At 46.8% G+C, this 18,213-nt stretch carries 21 protein-coding genes and 1 tRNA gene; 6 read left to right on the top strand and 16 right to left on the bottom strand.

All coding sequences use genetic code 11. The features are described 5' to 3' along the window. The first annotated feature begins 56 nt into the window (after positions 1-56). From A4U59_RS14870 to A4U59_RS14855, 4 genes are read left to right on the top strand one after another with little or no spacing between them, the layout of a single operon-like run. Entirely contained in the window at positions 57-299 is a 243-nt protein-coding gene (locus tag A4U59_RS14870; protein WP_070121263.1) for a hypothetical protein, read from the top strand. A gap of 42 nt (positions 300-341) precedes the next feature. Then, a complete protein-coding gene (locus A4U59_RS14865) occupies positions 342-1,172 on the top strand; it encodes a helix-turn-helix domain-containing protein (RefSeq protein ID WP_070121262.1) in 831 nt (276 codons plus the stop codon). 49 nt (positions 1,173-1,221) lie between these two features. Continuing rightward, positions 1,222-1,653 carry a VOC family protein gene (locus A4U59_RS14860; RefSeq protein WP_070121261.1) on the top strand — a complete coding sequence of 144 codons (432 nt, stop codon included), beginning with the start codon at positions 1,222-1,224 and terminating at the stop codon, positions 1,651-1,653. A 24-nt stretch (positions 1,654-1,677) separates the two neighbouring features. After that, positions 1,678-2,043 (top strand): MmcQ/YjbR family DNA-binding protein, encoded by a 366-nt coding sequence (locus tag A4U59_RS14855; RefSeq protein ID WP_070121260.1) that lies wholly within the window; start codon positions 1,678-1,680, stop codon positions 2,041-2,043. A gap of 57 nt (positions 2,044-2,100) precedes the next feature. Here the strand turns inward: A4U59_RS14855 and A4U59_RS14850 are convergent, their stop codons facing one another. Continuing rightward, the gene (locus tag A4U59_RS14850; RefSeq protein ID WP_070121259.1) at positions 2,101-2,730 is read right to left on the bottom strand and encodes a flavodoxin family protein; all 630 of its coding nucleotides are present in this window, start codon (positions 2,728-2,730) and stop codon (positions 2,101-2,103) included. 303 nt (positions 2,731-3,033) lie between these two features. On the opposite strand from A4U59_RS14850, the gene A4U59_RS14845 reads away from it, so the two are divergent. Continuing rightward, positions 3,034-3,660, top strand: coding sequence for a class I SAM-dependent DNA methyltransferase (locus A4U59_RS14845; RefSeq protein WP_245680567.1), 627 nt, complete (start codon positions 3,034-3,036; stop codon positions 3,658-3,660). 185 nt (positions 3,661-3,845) lie between these two features. Here A4U59_RS14845 and A4U59_RS20965 read toward each other — a convergent pair whose 3' ends face one another. From A4U59_RS20965 to A4U59_RS14825, 5 genes are all read right to left on the bottom strand, one after another. Then, positions 3,846-4,106, bottom strand: a complete 261-nt coding sequence (locus A4U59_RS20965) for a hypothetical protein (protein ID WP_083270866.1) — start codon at positions 4,104-4,106, stop codon at positions 3,846-3,848. Between the two features lie 10 nt (positions 4,107-4,116). Beyond that, positions 4,117-4,296, bottom strand: a complete 180-nt coding sequence (locus A4U59_RS14840) for a DUF6954 family protein (protein ID WP_070121257.1) — start codon at positions 4,294-4,296, stop codon at positions 4,117-4,119. A gap of 144 nt (positions 4,297-4,440) precedes the next feature. Further along, positions 4,441-4,513, bottom strand: a tRNA-Ala gene (locus tag A4U59_RS14835). An 87-nt stretch (positions 4,514-4,600) separates the two neighbouring features. Continuing rightward, positions 4,601-5,065: a tRNA (N6-threonylcarbamoyladenosine(37)-N6)-methyltransferase TrmO gene (gene tsaA / locus A4U59_RS14830; protein ID WP_070121256.1), complete on the bottom strand. Its 465-nt coding sequence runs from the start codon at positions 5,063-5,065 to the stop codon at positions 4,601-4,603. Between the two features lie 140 nt (positions 5,066-5,205). Continuing rightward, the gene (locus tag A4U59_RS14825) at positions 5,206-5,502 is read right to left on the bottom strand and encodes a YggT family protein (RefSeq protein ID WP_070121255.1); all 297 of its coding nucleotides are present in this window, start codon (positions 5,500-5,502) and stop codon (positions 5,206-5,208) included. Between the two features lie 182 nt (positions 5,503-5,684). Between A4U59_RS14825 and A4U59_RS14820 the strand changes: the two genes are divergently transcribed. Then, positions 5,685-6,680: a potassium channel family protein gene (locus tag A4U59_RS14820; RefSeq protein ID WP_245680566.1), complete on the top strand. Its 996-nt coding sequence runs from the start codon at positions 5,685-5,687 to the stop codon at positions 6,678-6,680. Here A4U59_RS14820 and A4U59_RS14815 read toward each other — a convergent pair. The 10 genes from A4U59_RS14815 to A4U59_RS14770 all read right to left on the bottom strand — a co-directional run bounded on the left by A4U59_RS14815 (position 6,677) and on the right by A4U59_RS14770 (position 18,048). Then, the gene (locus A4U59_RS14815; RefSeq protein ID WP_070121296.1) at positions 6,677-7,087 is read right to left on the bottom strand and encodes a YugN-like family protein; all 411 of its coding nucleotides are present in this window, start codon (positions 7,085-7,087) and stop codon (positions 6,677-6,679) included. The two genes, A4U59_RS14820 and A4U59_RS14815, sit on opposite strands and share 4 nt — an antisense overlap. A gap of 862 nt (positions 7,088-7,949) precedes the next feature. Next, positions 7,950-8,717, bottom strand: coding sequence for a 3-hydroxyacyl-CoA dehydrogenase (locus A4U59_RS14805; RefSeq protein ID WP_070121252.1), 768 nt, complete (start codon positions 8,715-8,717; stop codon positions 7,950-7,952). Between the two features lie 33 nt (positions 8,718-8,750). Next, the gene (locus A4U59_RS14800; RefSeq protein ID WP_070121251.1) at positions 8,751-9,899 is read right to left on the bottom strand and encodes a thiolase family protein; all 1,149 of its coding nucleotides are present in this window, start codon (positions 9,897-9,899) and stop codon (positions 8,751-8,753) included. 200 nt (positions 9,900-10,099) lie between these two features. Then, a complete protein-coding gene (locus A4U59_RS21425) occupies positions 10,100-10,264 on the bottom strand; it encodes a hypothetical protein (RefSeq protein ID WP_157888199.1) in 165 nt (54 codons plus the stop codon). 375 nt (positions 10,265-10,639) lie between these two features. Then, positions 10,640-11,989 carry a glucose-6-phosphate isomerase gene (locus A4U59_RS14795; RefSeq protein WP_070121250.1) on the bottom strand — a complete coding sequence of 450 codons (1,350 nt, stop codon included), beginning with the start codon at positions 11,987-11,989 and terminating at the stop codon, positions 10,640-10,642. Positions 11,990-12,175: 186 nt separating this feature from the next. After that, positions 12,176-12,643, bottom strand: coding sequence for a hypothetical protein (locus A4U59_RS14790; protein ID WP_070121249.1), 468 nt, complete (start codon positions 12,641-12,643; stop codon positions 12,176-12,178). 140 nt (positions 12,644-12,783) lie between these two features. Beyond that, positions 12,784-13,911: a glycerate kinase gene (locus tag A4U59_RS14785; RefSeq protein ID WP_070121248.1), complete on the bottom strand. Its 1,128-nt coding sequence runs from the start codon at positions 13,909-13,911 to the stop codon at positions 12,784-12,786. A gap of 67 nt (positions 13,912-13,978) precedes the next feature. Continuing rightward, positions 13,979-15,247 carry a GntP family permease gene (locus A4U59_RS14780; protein ID WP_070121247.1) on the bottom strand — a complete coding sequence of 423 codons (1,269 nt, stop codon included), beginning with the start codon at positions 15,245-15,247 and terminating at the stop codon, positions 13,979-13,981. A 123-nt stretch (positions 15,248-15,370) separates the two neighbouring features. After that, complete coding sequence (locus A4U59_RS14775) at positions 15,371-16,519, bottom strand: sugar diacid recognition domain-containing protein (protein ID WP_070121246.1); 1,149 nt, start codon at positions 16,517-16,519, stop codon at positions 15,371-15,373. A 260-nt stretch (positions 16,520-16,779) separates the two neighbouring features. Further along, positions 16,780-18,048 carry a GntP family permease gene (locus tag A4U59_RS14770; RefSeq protein WP_070121245.1) on the bottom strand — a complete coding sequence of 423 codons (1,269 nt, stop codon included), beginning with the start codon at positions 18,046-18,048 and terminating at the stop codon, positions 16,780-16,782. Positions 18,049-18,213 lie beyond the last annotated feature (165 nt).

Below are 18,213 nucleotides of genomic sequence, written 5' to 3'. Positions count from 1 at the left end.
TGTTTATTGAAGTTCTATAGGAATATATATCCATATCGGGAAAGGTTGAAGTTTTTTTGAACTCTATTCAGGAAACCGTAGTTTTCATTGTTTTTATAACAGCCTACATCTATTTGACCGAGAAATTCCATGTCTTTGCGTTTTTAGGCGATTTTGAAACGTTTGGAATAATGACTCCTGTCGTAATCGGGATCATTATGATGAACGGCAACACAAAGAAGCGTATGATAAAATTAATAGCACTGCATGTTTTATTAACATTCGGTTCCATCTTATATATCCTGTTGCTGGTGAAGTAGAAAAAATAGGCCAGTGTACCAGCCGTAAAGGAGTTAAATGTGATGGCAGAAACACCATTGTCCCCGGTCGTTATGACATCCGCTTCAACAGAATACCGGGAGTTTGAGCCCCACAAACGCTTAAAGGCTTATATTGCCTGCTATTGGGAATCCCGGCCCCTCCAAACCTCAGGCTCAGCAGGGGAATCGCTCGTCATTCCTGATGGCTGCTCCGATATCCTATTTGATTATGACGCCTCGAAAAACAGCTTCCATCTTACGTATTGCGGAATTTTCGGGCACCACTTTGCGGTCCCGGTACCGGCCTGTTCATCAAACGTAACCTTCGGCATCCGGTTTCTCCCCGGTGTTTCCCGGCTTTTCATTCGGGAATCCGCCCGTCATTTCACCAATCAAATGTATGCAATGGAAGATATCGATCCACTTTTAGCCAGGGAATTGTTGAAGATCTTCACAAGCAGCAGCGATACAAAGACATTGATACAAAAACTGAATGACTTCTTTTTAAAAAAGATACAGAAACAGCCTGTTTTATCCTTACAGGATGAACGGATCGAAACGATCTTACACCATATCGTTCAAACCGGCGGCAGGTTATCAGTAAAAGAAATCAGCAGGGCTCATCAGCTGTCAACCCGTACACTCCAGCGGCTTTTCGATGAAAGGGTCGGCCTCAGCCCCAAAAAATTCAGCCAGGTCATCCGTTTCCAGCTGCTGCTGTCCGATTTTACCAGGAAACGGCCCTCCTCATTGATTGACTGTGATACGGCGTTATCCTTCTATGATGAATCCCACTTGTATCATGAATTAGTGAAACATACCGGCAAAACCCCTTCACAATTGACGGTGTCCGATTTTTACAAGAAGGGTTGAGTTGGTTGAGTTATACTTTAGTTAACCATAATGACAGGGAGTGAGATGCATGGTACCCCAGCGTGTTTCTTTAGTGACGATCGGAGCAGTTGACCTGCCTGCATTGCGGGCTTTTTATCAGGGACTGTGCTGGGAAGAACCCGAAATCAGTTCGGATACTTATGCTGTATTCAAGACGGCCGGTGTTCTGCTTTCCTTGTTTCCGCTGGGTGAGTTGGAAAAAGACGCAGGTGTGGAACTGCATAAAGATCCAAACTTTTTCAGCGCAATCACACTTGCAATCCATGTGAACACCCGGGAAGAGGTCGACACGGTGATCGAGCACGTCCGCCGTAATGGGGGCAAAATTGTACGGGAACCTGGTGACGCCTTCTGGGGCGGGCGGACCTCTTACTTTGCGGATGTTGAAAATAACCTGTGGGAAGTGGCGTGGAATCCGGATGCAGTCTTCGATGAAAGAGGCGCGATGCTGTCGCTGTAAAAAGATTTCAAAAGAGGTGATGAAATGAAAGAGCGAATCCATCAGTATTGCCTGGGATTAAAAGGCACGACACATGACTACAAACCCGAATGGAGTGCAGACCGCTATCACATCGGCGGAAAAATGTACGCGATGATGGGCGGCGATGCGGAAGGTACACCGATCGTTTCGCTGAAGTGCGACCCTGAACGGACAGAAATTTTGAGAGACACTTACGAAGGGATTTTCCCTGGCTACTACATGAACAAGACCCATTGGAACTCGATTTATCTTGATGCAAATCTGCCGGACGGCTTGCTGGAAGAATTGATTTCGCATTCGTATACGCTTGTTTTTAATAAGCTGACAAAGAAGATGCAGAAGCAGGTGCTGGAAACGGAACCGGTATAAAAGCTTAAGAGCCGCTCTTTTTAAGGGAGCGGCTCTTATAGAATCAAAGATAAAAATTCACTTTTCTTTGATCACATTGCCTTCAGCCGGTATCGGGTGTTCTTTCAAATAACGGGCAAAATGCAGGAGATTATAGGCCATGATTTTTGCATGCTGCTGCGTGAACTCATTTTCTTCACCGTTTGCCTTAATAAACGATGGACCGGGGCCTGCTTCCCCGACCCAATACGTATCCACATTCGGCGGAATCGTGAAACCAATATGAGATAGTCCATACAAGATGGAACTTGCACTGTTCTTCGCTCCATCTTCATTACCGGTGATAACCGCTCCGCCAACTTTGTTGTAATAAATGTATTGGCCTTTGTCATTTGTCATACCGCTTGCGCCGTATAACCGTTCAATCGCTTTTGCAGCAATGCTGCTTTTTTCGCCTAACCATATCGGTGTCCCGATTACCAGGATGTCCGCATCTAAAACTTTTTCAAAAACCTCAGGCCACTGATCCCCTTCACCTTCATCCGCTGAAATGCCGTAAGCAATATTGTAATCTGCCAGCCTGATAATCTCTGAAGTTACATTTTCTTCTTCAAAATAGCTTGCTGCCTGATCAATCAATGCGTCTGTATTTGACGTTTCAGGACTTTTTTTCAGCGTGCAGTTCAGAAATACCGCTTTTACATTCAATGCCATACCTCCTTATGGAATATCGCCTCCTTTATGTATTTCCCCTGCAATTTTCCGTTAATCAAATTCCCTTTTAAAAATATCTTGAGAATTATGTTCAAAGAAAGCTCTGGTACAAAAGAATAGAATGGTAAGCATTAGTGTTTATGCTACTATTTAGATATTGAAGTGAAAGGTGGGATATGGAATGGAAATGATCATTGCTAATCGTTTAAAGAATAACTTTATTGGGGCTAGATACGAGTAATTCAATTGATTTAATGAATGCTCGTAAAAATTTCAAGGTATATAGGAGGAGCATTCGTGTTAGATAAACAAGGGTTTGATTTATGGGCAGATGATTATGATAAAACTGTACAAGTAAGTGAAGAAAATAATCTTTATCCTTTTGCAGGATATAAACAAATTCTAAACACTATTTTTAATGCCGTCATGCAAAAGAAACGCTCTAACGTTTTGGATATAGGATTTGGAACAGGGGTACTGACAAATAAACTGTATGAAAATGGACATCGAATAGATGGCTTTGATTTTTCATCAAATATGATTTCAATCGCCAAATCTAAAATGCCCCGAGCAAATTTAGTAGAGTGGGATATTTTTAATGGACTGCCTCCTGAATTCTTGGAGAAAAAATACGACTTTATTGTAAGCACCTATACATTGCACCATTTAACCGACACAGAAAAAATATCATTTATCGTTAAGTTGTTACCCCTTCTTAAGGAAGACGGACAACTATTCATTGGTGATATTGCTTTTGAGACACGGGAGAAACTGAATCGTTGCCGGCAGGATAATGTAAGCCGCTGGGACAATGATGAGTTTTATTTCGTGTATGATGAGATGAAGTCCTCGCTAAAGAATGAATACAAGTGCGAATTTCATCCGCTTTCTCATTGTGGCGGTGTCATCGTTATCTCTGCCTAAAAACCTATGCATAAATGAAAAACGCATGGATTGATGACCTGCTCCCTGTATAAAAGACAGGCAGGGGGCAGGTCATTGAAAACCAAGCGTTTTTTTTTGTTCATTGAAAGGTTTTTATCTTGCACTTACTGCTGCTATTTCACTTTCCCCCAACGTTTCGGAGTTTCTTACCATAAGACAAATTTTCAGCAGCAAGGATAAGGACACGGGTACGGGTACGGGTACGGATAAGCATATGGATAATAAGGATATCCATAATAATGGTAACCAACCCCCGGAGACAACAATGCCCCTGCCGCCAGCCCGGTCAAAAACGGGAAGCCGAATCCATATCCAAACGGGCGGCCGAACCCATAACCGAATGGACGGCCGAATCCAAACGGACGCCCAAAACCGAAGGGACGGAATCCAAAGCCCGGGCGGATTCTTGTGTCTGCTGGATTAATATCATGATTTTCACTTTCTTCCCTTTAAGAAAAGAAAACCTGCAACCACGATCAGATAGGCCAGCAATACTACAGCAAGAGTAATCATTCTTTCGAGTGGTGACCCGTCTGCCATCAACACGGGACCCAGTCCGAAAAAAGTCACTCCTAATAATAAAATAATAAATAAGGCATTCATCAGCAATTTCATGTTAATCATCCTGCCTTCGTATTTTTTAACGCTATACCTTATAATATATGTTAAAAAGCCGGGGATACACGCTGGTTTATCAGACTGCTTTAACTGTACAAAAAAAGCCGTTCCCTCTTTAGGAAACGGCTTTTTTCATGGGTATGGAGCATAGCGGGCTCGAACCGCTGACCTCTTCGCTGCCAGCGAAGCGCTCTCCCAGCTGAGCTAATGCCCCATGATATAATTTTCTCGACAAAAAGAATTATAGCATGAAACAAATTATGAAGGCAAGCGCTCTTTTTATTTTTGTTTTAATTAGACATTATATTTTCTCCCAGTAATTGACCATCAACTCATCAGCCCACTCAGGCTGCTTAATGAGGCCGCACGGATACAGCTCCTTCATGGCCGGTTTGATGTCGATCACCGGAGTTCCATCAACGGCATCAAGACCTTTTACAATTAATTTTGCACCTTCCTTTTTTATGATCTGGACGATCGTTATTCCTAAACGGTTTGGGCGGTTTTTGCCGCGCTGGGCGAAAACACCTGTCTTCGGCCATGCTGGATTATTTCGCGGGTGCCTTGCTATGTATTCCACTTTTCCGTCTTGAACCAGGTGAAAGTAAAACACAATTTCCGCATGGCTGAAATCCTCGATGCCCTGCAGGCTTTCACCGGTAAATTCGTCTGTGAGCTCAATTTCTGCCGTGATATTTCCCCATTCATCATCAGTAACTTCTTTTCGGCTGCTTTTCACATAACCGATTGGCTTGATCGTGAACACGGTTATCTCCTCCTGTATCTTCTGTTCTATTCCATAGATTCGCTGTAGAATAGTTTTTCCCTATATATCCAGAAAAAAGAAAGGGAATGAGATTGCCCGTGAGTAAGAGCATCCCATTCCCACCTTGATAATTTAATGTATTACGTCCTGCCCAATCTCACAATCAACTCTGTAAGCAATCGGGCAATGACACTGTATACAATGATTGCAAATAAAGCTGTTAAATCCACGACAAATCGTTCATTAAGCTCCAGCGGCGGAAAGATATTTTGGAACGGCGTTAATAACGGCTCGCTTAACCGGTAAACCCATTGGACAAAAGGCGTCCCCTCATTGGCCCCGAAAAATTTGAGGATGAGCCGGAAACCAAGAATCGCTTCCGCAACGCCAAAAATGAAATTAATGAACGTACTTGCAATGGAAGCTGAATCTCTCATGTTAATAAGCCTCCTTGTCATGTGATTTTCCTCTGCTATAACGTTTAAAACTTGTAATATTTGGTGACCTGTTCACGGGAGAGACTGAAATAACGATTTTCAAGCTTCATTTCCATCCTCTTCTTATACACTCTTTTTATTAAGGATATACTGCTAAAAGAACATAAATGGGGGAATTTCTTTTGAGATATAATCCTGTAACGACCGCATATTTACGGTCATCGATGCTGGCCCGCTTACTGATTATCATCATATTTATCATACTGCTGTTCGGAATTGCCATCCACTATATCGAACCGGAAAACTTTCCGTCTATCTTTGACGGGATCTGGTGGGTTATTGTCACGGCTTCGACTGTCGGCTATGGGGACTTTTCCCCACATACGGTTACAGGGCGCATTGTTGCCATTTTTCTCATCCTGGCGGGAGCAAGTTTTGTGACTTACTATTTTGCGAACATTTCAAGTTATGTAATTGAACGGCAAAACGCTTTTATTGAAGGAAAAACAGCGTACAGGGGTAGCCGCCATCTTGTTGTAATCGGCTGGAATGAACGCGCAAGGCAAACGATTGAGCAATTGCAGAAAGTTGAGGGTGAACTCGAAATTGTGTTGATTGACAACTCGCTGAAGAAGAATCCTTTGACAGGGAAACAGATCCATTTCGTCCGGGGGAATACGATAGATGACAATACCCTGCGGGACGCGCGTGTCCATGAGGCAAAATTGGTGCTGATCACAGCTGATCAGCATCGGACAGAAATCGAAGCCGATATGCAGTCCATTCTTGCGCTCCTTGCTGTAAAAGGATTGAATCCCGAGGCATATTGCGTCATTGAACTCCTGACAGGTGAACAGGTGAATAATGCCTTGCGGGCAGGGGCGGACGAAATTATCCAAACGAACCAGATCACAAGCTATGTTATGATCAACAGCCTTGTATCAAATGGAATGACTGAGGCAGTAAATACGCTGCTTGATCATTTGAAAGGGAATAAGTTCACCTATATGAAAGTGCCGCCCGGATGCATTAACGGCACTTTCTCAAACTGCAGCCAGTTATTATTCAACGATCGCATGCTGTTGATCGGCGTTCGGCGGGAAGGCGTGACGCTCATCAACCCTGAGCCGTCTTATATGCTTCATGAAAACGATGAGCTCCTTGTCATCAGCAGCTAATCCGCAAAGCCGAGAACCTTTTCCAGCTCTGCAACGAGCCGCTTTCCTGTTTCGACTGTTTCTTCATCGACAGAAGCATCCGGATCCTGCGGTTCGGAAAACTGGTCAAAAGAAGCCTTGAAGTTTCCATTGTGGACATGATCATCAAGGCCGCGCTGATATTTGTGGGAAAGGACAAGCGGTTTCCCAAGCTGCACAATCGCGCCGCGTGCATCCAGCGTCCCTTTTACTGCAGTAAAAGGGACACGCAGAAACTGATAGCCGACCTCGCCATCAATTTTGTAATCAAAGTAGCCGTGGTCATAGTCCCAATTCCCGCCGATCTCATAGCCAAGCGGCTTAATCAATGTTTCGAGTTCATATAATGGTTTTGTCGTGTTTTCTATTTTGGAATCGATCGTAATCATGCTGACACTCCTTCCGAAAGGCTTTTGCTTAGCTTTTCCGGAAGCGGAATTTTTACACGGTTTTGAGAAGATAAGTTTGTGGAGCTGGCGGATATGCTTGCAAATAAAAACTGCCGCAAGGCGCCCGCTTAGCGACGTACGCTTAATCGGGGGTATCAGCATTCCCTCCCGGCGGCGAGCGGCTGATCCGCATCCCAATACGATGCCAAACCAGCACAGCCCTGAGTGCCCGGGGCATGGAAATTTGCACATTCTTCCACCAAGCAAGCCGGGCTATATACTGATATACAGGACCACTCCCACCATTTAGTCCCGGTAACCTGCCGGATTTGTCTCATTTTATAAAAAAACGATTCCTTTACTTCGTATTTCCCGCCAGATGACTGTTTCTTCGCGCCATATCCCCGGCTTTTCACGCCGTATGCGGACAATCGCAATCAGAGGGTGTTACTTTCGCTCGGTATCCGCTATCTTTCACGCCAAACTCTCACTGTTTCACGCGTAATCTCCCATATTTCATGCCGCAGAGTCCAATTTTCACGCCGGAGCAGCTGTTTCGCGCCGTTCAGCCCGGCTTTCACGCCAGAACTCCTTTTTTTATGCATGGGGACAGACCCTGTCCCGCAGCCGGACATCTATAAATGCACAGGGCGCCCGCTTAGCTGCGTACGCATAAGCGGGGGTATCGGCCAGAAGGTGATCTTTCCTTCCGGTGGGATCACCGTTTATGACGATAGCAGCGGGTGCCTGCTTCCGGAAGACTCCTTCTGGCTCTTTATCCATCAGACAGAAAGTTTATAACTTCCTTAACAATAAAAAAGCCGGAACATGTAACTGCCCGGCTGGCTTAAAAGTTGTTCATCTATTTCGGCTGCATGCGGATCGCGCCATCAAGGCGGATTGTCTCACCGTTCAGCATCGGGTTTTCAATGATGCTTCGGGCAAGCTGTCCGTACTCGGAAGGTTCACCGAGCCGCTTTGGAAATGGTGTCATGGCACCGAGTGCTGCTTTTGCCTCTTCTGGAAGAGTGGCAAATAACGGTGTATTGAACAAGCCGGGGGCAATCGTCATCACCCGAATGCCAAGCGAAGAAAGGTCCCTTGCAATCGGCAGTGTCATGCCTACAATCCCGCCCTTTGCGGCACTGTAAGCTGCCTGGCCAATTTGGCCGTCAAATGCCGCTACCGAGGCGGTATTGATGATGACTCCGCGTTCGCCTGCTTCATTCGGTTCATTGCCGGCCATTTTTTCAGCGGCCAGGCGTATGACATTAAAGGTTCCGACGAGATTGACCTGGATCACTTTATTAAAATTGTCCAGGCTGTGCGGCCCGCGTTTCCCCATCGTTTTTTCCGCTATTGCGATGCCGGCACAGTTTATCGCAGCGTTGACTTTACCGAATTTCACCGCTCCCTGCTCAAAGGCGCCGCTGACACTGGCTTCATCTGTGACGTCAGTTTTAATGAACAGCACCTGCTCGCCGAGATCAGTTACAAGCTGATTTCCTTTTTCTTCCTGCAAGTCCAGGATGACCGCTTTTCCTCCATTAGAGACGATTTCCCTTACTGCCGCTTCCCCGAGGCCTGATGCTCCGCCTGTAACCACTGCGATTGTTTCTGCAAGTTTCACCTGGCGTCTCTCCCCCTTTTCGTTTCCGGATTTTTAATCAAGCCGCTCAATGATCGTCGCATTCGCCATGCCGTGGCCTTCACACATCGTTTGGAGCCCGTACCTGGCCCCCGTCCGCTCCATCTCATATATCATAGTTATCATGAGCCTCGCACCGCTTGCACCAAGTGGATGGCCGAGGGCAATGGCGCCTCCGTTCGGATTCAATTTTTCAGGGTCGGCTCCTGTTTCCTTCAGCCAGGCGAGCGGAACGGAAGCGAATGCTTCATTGACTTCAAAATGGTCGATATCATCAATCGTGAGATCGGCTTTTTTCAGCGCTTTTTCCGTAGCCGGGATTGGTCCCGTCAGCATCAGCGTCGGATCCGAACCTACGACTGTGCGTGCCACGATACGGAAACGCGGTTTCAAGCCGAGTGCTTCCGCCTTTTCCCGCGACATGATAAGAATGGCCGCTGCACCGTCACTGATCTGGCTCGCATTGCCTGCTGTGACACGCCCGTCTTCCTTGAAAGCAGGCTTAAGTTCGGCAAGTTTCTCAGGCGTGCTGTTCCGAGGTCCTTCATCATCCGTCATTGTCACCGTAGAACCGTCATCAAGGGTGACCTCAAGCGGAACGATTTCCCGTTCGAATCGGCCTTCTTCCCTGGCTTTCAATGCCTTCTCATGGCTTTTTACAGCAAAGGCATCCATTTCCTCACGGCTGAATCCCCACTTTTCGGCGATCCGCTCTGCAGATAATCCTTGATTGATCATTTCATATTTTGATGTCAGCCTGTCGCTGAACTTGGCCTCACCCATATTTGAAAACATCGGCACCCTCGTCATGTTTTCGACTCCAGCGGCGATGACGACATCCATATCCCCGCTGATGATTGCCTGGGAAGCAAAATGGACGGCTTGCTGGCTTGACCCGCACTGGCGGTCTATTGTTGTCCCGGGAACTTCAATCGGGAATCCGGCAATCAACGCTGCGACCCTTCCGATATCCGCCGCTTGTTCCCCTACCTGGGAGACACACCCCATTATGACGTCTTCTACTTCTTCTGCAGAAATTCCAGCTCTCTTTACGACTTCTTTCAGTGCTTCAGCTGCCAGGTCATCCGGACGATAATTGGCCAATTTGCCTTTACGGCGTCCTACCGGTGTCCTCACTGCTTCTACAATAACCGCTTCCCTCACTGAACTTCCTCCCCTTCTGTAAAACCGTAATCAAAAAATGAATACACATTCATTCAGCGTCTCCTAAATTTTATCAAAGCTATGCGGAAACAGCAACTTGTTTTCTTAATTTTCAGATAGTAGACTTGACAGCTATGTATTGCAGCAGACTTACGATTCATGCAAAAACCGGGCACTGTTTTTGCGCCCGGTTTTTTCGTCTAAAAGTCAGGTTGTTTTTCTATTTGTTCGTCGTCTGTTTCATGTAAAGGGTCTTGTTGTACTTTTATCACTTTCTCAGTCATATTCAAGAGCAGCGTCTGGAAAAGCAAATAAGTGGAAAAAAACAAAATAAGTCCGCATGTCCACAAAAGCACCTGCATCATTATCTCCACCTCCAATACGCTTATTAAAAAGCATTTCACGCTAGTGCGCACCAAAGCCTTCGGCCAAATCCAAACTAACATGTCCATGATGGGAACGATTGAAACAAAATAGTAATATAGTGAGGAGATCGTCAGAGGAGTCTCTCTGGGGGCAAATGGTCTCATAACCATTTTATCAAAAAAATATATAGCAGGATAAAAAGCCCGAATTCTTCTTGAACCTTTCTTTTTTATACTGCAATTCCTTCATAAAGGTGCAGGTTTTTTGGGTAAATATACCTATGATTGCCTGGCAATTGCGAGGCAATTGCCAGGCAACTTTTTCAAACGCACAAAAAAACGGACCGCAGCAGCGGTCCGCTTTTTTGGTAGGGTTTACTTCAGCCGTTCTTCAAGTTTTGCTTTTTCTTCTTCGAAGCCAGGTTTGCCGAGGAGGGCGAACATGTTTTTCTTGTAGGCTTCGACTCCCGGCTGATCGAATGGGTTGACGCCGAGGAGGTAGCCGCTCATGGCGCAGGCTTTTTCGAAGAAGTAAACGAGATAGCCGAAATGGTATTCATTTTGTTCAGGGACGTTGACGATCAAGTTCGGCACTTCGCCATCGGTATGGGCAAGCATCGTTCCCTGGAACGCTTTTTTGTTGACGAAATCCATGGACTTGCCGGCAAGATAGTTCAGGCCGTCAAGGTTTTGCTCATCTTCCTCGATGATGACTTCTTCACGCACTTCACCGACATTCAAGACCGTTTCAAATAGGATCCGGCGACCTTCCTGGACATACTGGCCAAGTGAATGAAGATCGGTCGAGAAGTTCGCGGAAGACGGATAGATCCCTTTGAAATCCTTTCCTTCACTTTCGCCGAAAAGCTGTTTCCACCACTCGGAGAAGTATTGCAGGGACGGTTCATAATTGATCAGCATTTCAACCGTTTTCCCTTTGTTATAAAGGACATTGCGAACTGCCGCATACTGATAGGCAGGGTTGTCCTTAAGTTCGGATGCGCTCAAATCGCCGCGGGCATCTGCGGCACCTTTCATCATTTCTTGAATGTTTGCTCCGCTGACAGCGATTGGCAATAGGCCGACAGCCGTCAAGACAGAATAACGCCCGCCGACATCATCCGGAATGACAAATGATTCATATCCTTCTTCATCAGCAAGCTGCTTTAACGCACCGCGTTCTTTGTCGGTTGTTGCATAAATGCGCTTGCGGGCCTCTTCCTGGCCGTATTTTTCTTCCAGGAACTTGCGGAAAATACGGAACGCAATCGCCGGTTCAGTTGTCGTACCGGATTTTGAAATGACGTTTACAGATACATTTTTTCCTTCAAGAACATCAAACAGGTCTTTCACATAAGTCGAGCTGATGTGGTTGCCGACAAACAGGACTTGCGGCGTTTTACGCTTATCGCTGTCAATTATATTGTAAAAAGAATGATTCAAAAACTCGATGGCAGCACGGGCGCCCAGATAAGATCCGCCAATGCCGATAACAACCAGCACATCAGAATCGGACTTGATTTTTTCCGCAGACTTCTGGATTCGGGAAAATTCTTCTTTATCGTAATCAACCGGCAAATCGACCCAGCCGAGATAGTCATTTCCTGCCCCGGTTTTTTCATGGATGGCATGATGGGCAACCTTTACCATGTCCTCCAAATATGTAACTTCATGCTCACCAAAAAAAGGCAAAGCTTTTGAATAATCGAATGATACTCGTTTCATTTATTGCGTCCTCCAATCATTTTTGGATGTCACTTTTCACTTTAGCGGAACAACTTGCCTAAATCAAGAAACACCCCAACTTGTAAGCGTACACATTTTATCATGCAGCTCCGGGTTCATTTTTTTGTAACGAAATTGGGGGTTAATCAGCATAAGGAGGACGAATAAATGTATTTTTAGCGTTCATTAATCCCAGCAGTTAAAGATGACGTCTCCGATTGTTTTTGGATTGTAGTACTTCACTTTTTCCTTGACAGACTCAATATCGCGGAGCTGCGGCTGGTTTTTCAGTACGAAAGGTTCCTCAAGATCCTCCTTGCTCAATACAAGATAATCATGGCAAAATGCCCGGCTGAGTTCGGACTCGTCAATAAAATTCAACCGGTAGCCTGAACCGAGCTGACCAAATGAATCGTAATCCGCAAAAGCCATAACCGGATGGCACGCATTCAGTACGGCAAAAATCGATTTTTCATCCATCTTAAATTCGACGGCATAAAAATTGCCCCACACTTTTTTATATTCTTGAGCTTCTATTCCCATTTCATCAGCAACCGACTTGCATTCTTCAATGAAAGCATTTTTGTCAGTTTGCGGGCGTTCAGGCTCGCCAGGGTATTTATACCCCCCAGTTATTCCGTAGGCTAATATCATGGCCAAATCCCTCCCATGTGATTCCTCAATTGTAGCTCCCTTCCTCTATTATCGCCTATATATACAAAAAAAGAAGAGGTTTCCACCCCTTCTTTTTAGATAAAAGTTGAATTTTTCAGATAGCATGCCCCGTATGGGAGTTATCTGGCCCAAACTTTTGCAATGTTTCGTGAAACTCTTTCTGTGTTGATTTCAGCATTTTCAAATGCTTCCGCCAGGGATACAGGTCCGGGTACGATTGTGAACAACGCATCAATTCCATGATCAAACACGACGTCAGCATCGGGGCCTGCAAAACCAGCAAGTGCAATCACCGGGATGCCGGATCTCTTTGCAACAGCCGCAACTCCGATCGGCGTTTTGCCGTAGATGGTCTGGCTGTCGATTTTACCTTCGCCTGTAATGATAAGGTCCGCACCGCTCACTTTTGCTTCAAGGCCGGATGCTTCGATGACAATCTCGATGCCGGGTCTCAATTCCGCTGACAAAAAAGCAAGGAGCCCTGCTCCAAGCCCGCCAGCTGCACCTGCTCCCGGTGTTGCTTCAATGTCTTTGCCGAGATCCCTCTGGATGATTCCAGCGTAGTGGCCCAGGTTTCGATCAAGAGTCTGGACCATTTCAGGTGTTGCCCCTTTTTGCGGGCCGAATACAGCAGAAGCCCCTTTTTCGCCTGTAAGCGGATTGTTTACGTCACAGGCGATCATGAAAGAAACGTTTTGCAATCTCGCGTCCACTTGACTGATATCGATACGCTCTAAATACTCGAGTGCACCGCCGCCCGGCTGCAGCTCATCATCTTTTTCATCCAGCAGTTTGGCCCCAAGTGCCTGCGCCATGCCGGCACCGCCGTCATTTGTGGCACTGCCGCCGATTCCGATGATAATGTTTTCCGCCCCTTCTTCAACTGCGGCAAGAATGAGTTCACCTGTACCTTTCGTTGTTGTGATCAGCGGGTTTCTTTGATCAGCAGACACTAGATGAAGGCCTGAAGCAGCCGCCATTTCAATGACAGCCGTTTTACCGTCACCTAAAATGCCATAAAAAGCATCAACCGGTGAACCAAGCGGCCCGGTGACTGACCGTGTCCGGATCGAACCACTCGTCGCATCAACGAGAGATTGGACGGTCCCTTCGCCGCCGTCAGCCATCGGCACTTTAATGAATTCACCATCAGGCAGCACCTGCTTCCAGCCTCTTTCAATGGCATCGGCCGCCTCCAGCGCCGTCATGCTTTCCTTGAATGAATCGGGTGCAATCACAATTTTCATCAAACTTCACTCCAATTTTATTATGGTGGCAGGGAGGTGCCAGGCAATTGCCTGGCACGGGATACGGTTAACCGAAGAAGCCAAAGACGCCGTAAAGAAGAGTTGAAATGACAGCCAGTGTAAAACCGACAAGTGATTCGTACGGAATCAGCTTGAGGCGTTCTTTCAGCTGCATGAATACACTTCCGCCTGTTGCGTGGAAGAAGCTTCCGTGCGGCAGGTGATCGAATACTGTGGCACCCGCATGGATCAAGGCAGCACCGGCAAGTCCTGAAACGCCCAATTCTAGAATCGTTGAGCTGAAGACATTACTTGCTACAACAGTTCCTGCGGTTGTTGAAGCAGTTGCCATTGACATGAACGCACCGGATACAGGCGCAAGCACATAAGCAGGAAGCCCTGAAGCGCTTAGCGCGTTAATGACAACATCTTTTAAACCTGAGTTGGCGATGATGCCTGCAAGCGTACCGGTTCCAAGAAGCATGATTGCAACACCAGACATCTTTGACAGCCCGACGATGGCATAGTCATTGACCCTTTTGCCATGCCCCATGACAAGTGCACCGATAAGGCCCCCGGCCGGAAGCGCGATCATCGGATCAACAACGATATCGAATAGCGGCCTGAGAGCCAGCAGCACAATTGCGACAAGCGGCGCTGTAATCGCTCCCAAAAAGACCGGCAGTTTATCATGCTTTGTTGTTGTAAGTTCCTCAGCTGTGACAAACGTTCCTTTTGTTGAAAGCCGTTTTGCAATAAAGTATGTGGCCGTTACACCGAAGATCGCCGGGATGATGCCTGCAGCCATCACGGTTGTAAGCGGCAGGTCGAAGGCATCCGCAGCAGCGATTGCGTTCGGGTTCGGAGACATGATGTTACCTGCTTTACCGCCGCCGATCATCGCGATCAAGATTCCTGTTTTAGACAGGCCGGCACGGTTGGCGACAGCTAAGGCTATCGGGGCAGTTGTGATGACAGCAACATCGACAAATACGCCGACAGCTGTCAATATCATCGTAGCAAGCGCCAGTGCCAGAAGCGCCTTTGTTTCCCCAAGCTTTTTAATAATCGTCTCGGCAATGACAGAAGCAGCACCGGACTCAATCAGTACCCCTGCAAGGACACCGGCTGCCATAATTCGGAGCACCGCCGGTATGATTCCCTTGGCGCCTTCCATCATCAACGTTACGGTATCGGTCAAACCTGCACCGCCTATTAAACCACCGATCAGGGCACCAGCTATCATGCCGTATGCAGGCGGGACTCTTTTTAAAATAAGAAATATTGCAATGACAAGTGCGGCTACCGCACCGAAGGCTGTTACTTGAATGTCCATGAGATGTGACCCCCAATGATTGTTAGTACCCTTATTGTAAGCGCTTAATAAAACGGTTACATTAGGCGGCAAAACAAAAAACCTGCCTTTTACAGAACAGGTTTTTGTGCAAATGCACAGTTTCTAGGTGTGTAACAAATATGAAAGCCTTGCGATATACAGTTCCAACAGATCCTTTATCTTTTTCGGATCCTTGCCTGTCACTTCTTCAATCCGATTCAGCCGGTAACGGAGCGTGTTCCGATGAATGAACAGCCGCCTGGCTGTTTCATTCAGCTCACCGTTTTCTTCAATGAACACTTCGAGCGTTTCGGCCAATTCTCCCTTTTTATCTTTCTTAAGTAAGAGATCGTAAGCCTTCAGCAGCTCCGGTTCCGCTTCACTTAACTCCATGATCAGAACCCGAACAATAAAATCGTTATAGAAAAACAGTTTTTCTTCCTGTTCTATCCTGCTAGCCGTTTTCAACGTTTTTCTCGCATATTCATAGGACTTTTTAGCATCATGGATATTTTCAAAAGGAATGCCCGCTGCAGCTTTAACATCAAGACCAGCCTGGATGCGGCTCAAATGCTGCTCAAGTATTTTCAGTTCCTCACGGAAGTAGGCGAAGTTCAACTTCCCGCTCGTCTGTTTAACAGCTTTCAGCAAGACAAATGTGTTGGCTGAAGTAGAAGTGATCAAATCTTGCTCTTCTATTAAATTGTGCAGTGAAGATGTAATTTTCCTCTTCAATTCAAGCATGCCTTTTTCATCTGCTGAACCCGTATCTGTCTTGATTACAACAGCAATGCGCGGGGTTTCCAGATTGATGCCGAGCCGATCCGCTCGGTCATAAAACAGAGAATCCGTTTCATCATGGATGATTTGCAAAACAACCTCTTCACGCAGCCGTTCGTCCCACTGCAGCTGCTCTGTCAAAAAGGCCTGCTGGAGCGTGACTTCGGCTGCCATCTTTACGAGTTCCCCATATTGATAAACTTCCTTAGGATCACCGGTAATACCGACAACCCCGACGATTTGTTTCTCGTGAACAATCGGCAGGTTGACGCCTGCTTTTGAGCCTTTCAACTTTGCAGCTTCACGGCTTGTGATTTCCACTTTTCTATTTTCCTGCACCACAAGCAAAGCACCATCGTGTATCTTTCCAATCCGGTCCTTTTGGCCGGAACCGATTATAATCCCCTCTTCGTTCATCACATTAATATTCTTCCCGATAATCGCCATCGTCCGTTCTACAATTTCCTGCGCAATCTCCTTGTTCAGAACCATATGTTTTCTCCTTATCGAAATGCCGGGGAATTGCCTGGCAATTGCCTGGCATTTAATCAGTCAATCCTATTTGCTATTTTAACATTTGCACAAAATCATCATTAAAATTGCCTGGCATTTGCCAGGCAATTGAAAGAATTTTAGATCTGTCTTCATATTATTCCTTATTGATCCCGTGACCATTCTGACTTGGATTGAAAGCTTCCACATGTTCCAGCGTATACGGTTCGATGCTTTCCAGGTAAGAACCGACATCCAACTCAACCAAAAAATCCGAAGACTCCATAAATCAACATGGACACGGCCGCAAGCACAAGCCCTATCAGCGATTCATAAGGAAGCAGCTTGAGCCTCTCCTTTATATCCATATGGACGCTTCCTGCTGATGCGTGGAAGAACCCGCCGTGGGGCAAGTGATCAAAAACTGTTGCTCCTGCATGAATCATGGCGGCCCCTGCAAGTGCGGAAACACCTAAATCAAGCAGCGTCGTACTGAACACATTGCCGGCGACAACAGTAGCCGCCGCGGTGGAGGCTGTTGCCATCGACATAAATGCGCCCGATACAGGGGCAAGCACGTAGGCTGGCATCCCTGAGGCAGTAAGAGCAGCAATGACGACGTCTTTCACCGCCGAGTTCCCGATCACACCGGCAAGCGCTCCCGTTCCAAGCAGCATGATTGCCACTCCTGACATTTTAGCTAACCCGGATGTCGCATATTCATTTATATGCCTTGCTTTCCCCATCAAAACAGCACCGGCAATGCCGCCGGCAGGAAGGGCGATAAGCGGATCGATTTCAAACCCGAAAAGCGGCCGGAGAGCCAGCAGAAAAATTGTAACAAGCGGAGCGGCAATGGCCGCAGTGAACCCGGGCTGTTCATGATTCTTTCCCGATTTGACTTCCTGTATGCGCACAAACGACCCTCTTCCGGCAAGCCGGCCTGCAACAAGATAGGCGGCCAATATGCCGAAAACCGCCGGAATGATTCCGGCTGCCATCACTGAAGTGAGCGGCACATCAAAAGCATTCGCTGCGGCAATGGTGTTCGGGTTAGGCGAAATCAAGTTCCCCGCTTTGCCGCCTCCCACCATCGCAACCAAAATACCCGGTTTGGAAAGGTTGGCACGATGGGCAATAGCCAGGGCGATAGGTGCAGTTGTTATGACGGCAACGGTTATAAATACACCGATTGCCGTCAAAATCATCGCAGCGAGGGCAAGGGCCAGCAGTGCCCTCTTCTCACCGAGTTTCTTTACAATCGTTTCGGCGATCACCCCTGCTGCACCAGACTCAAGTAAGACACCGACGAGGACGCCGGCTGTCAAAATCCGAATCACAGCTGGAATGATTCCCTTCGCACCCTCCATCATGATTTCCACCGTTCCGGCAAGGCCTGCACCGCCAAGCAAACCGCCAAGCAGCGCCCCGGCAATCATCCCGTATGCAGGTGAAACTTTTTTCAAAATGAGGCCAATTGCAATAACAAGCCCCGCAAACGCCCCCAGAGCAGTTACCTGAATATCCAAATGATTTTCCCCCTATGTAAACATCACTGTTGATTTTCCATATTGCTATTCTAACAGAATAACTGTAGTGAAGTACGAGGGAATTGCCTGGCAATTGCCAGGCAATATCAATCAGAAATGAGCAAATAAAAAACGCCCGGAAATCTGGGCATTTGTATAAATAGC

It is taken from the genome of Bacillus marinisedimentorum (assembly GCF_001644195.2).
GTDB lineage: Bacteria > Bacillota > Bacilli > Bacillales > Bacillaceae_O > Bacillus_BL > Bacillus_BL marinisedimentorum.
Note: the sequence above shows the minus strand (reverse complement) of the source record. Positions and strands in the feature narration are given on the sequence as shown.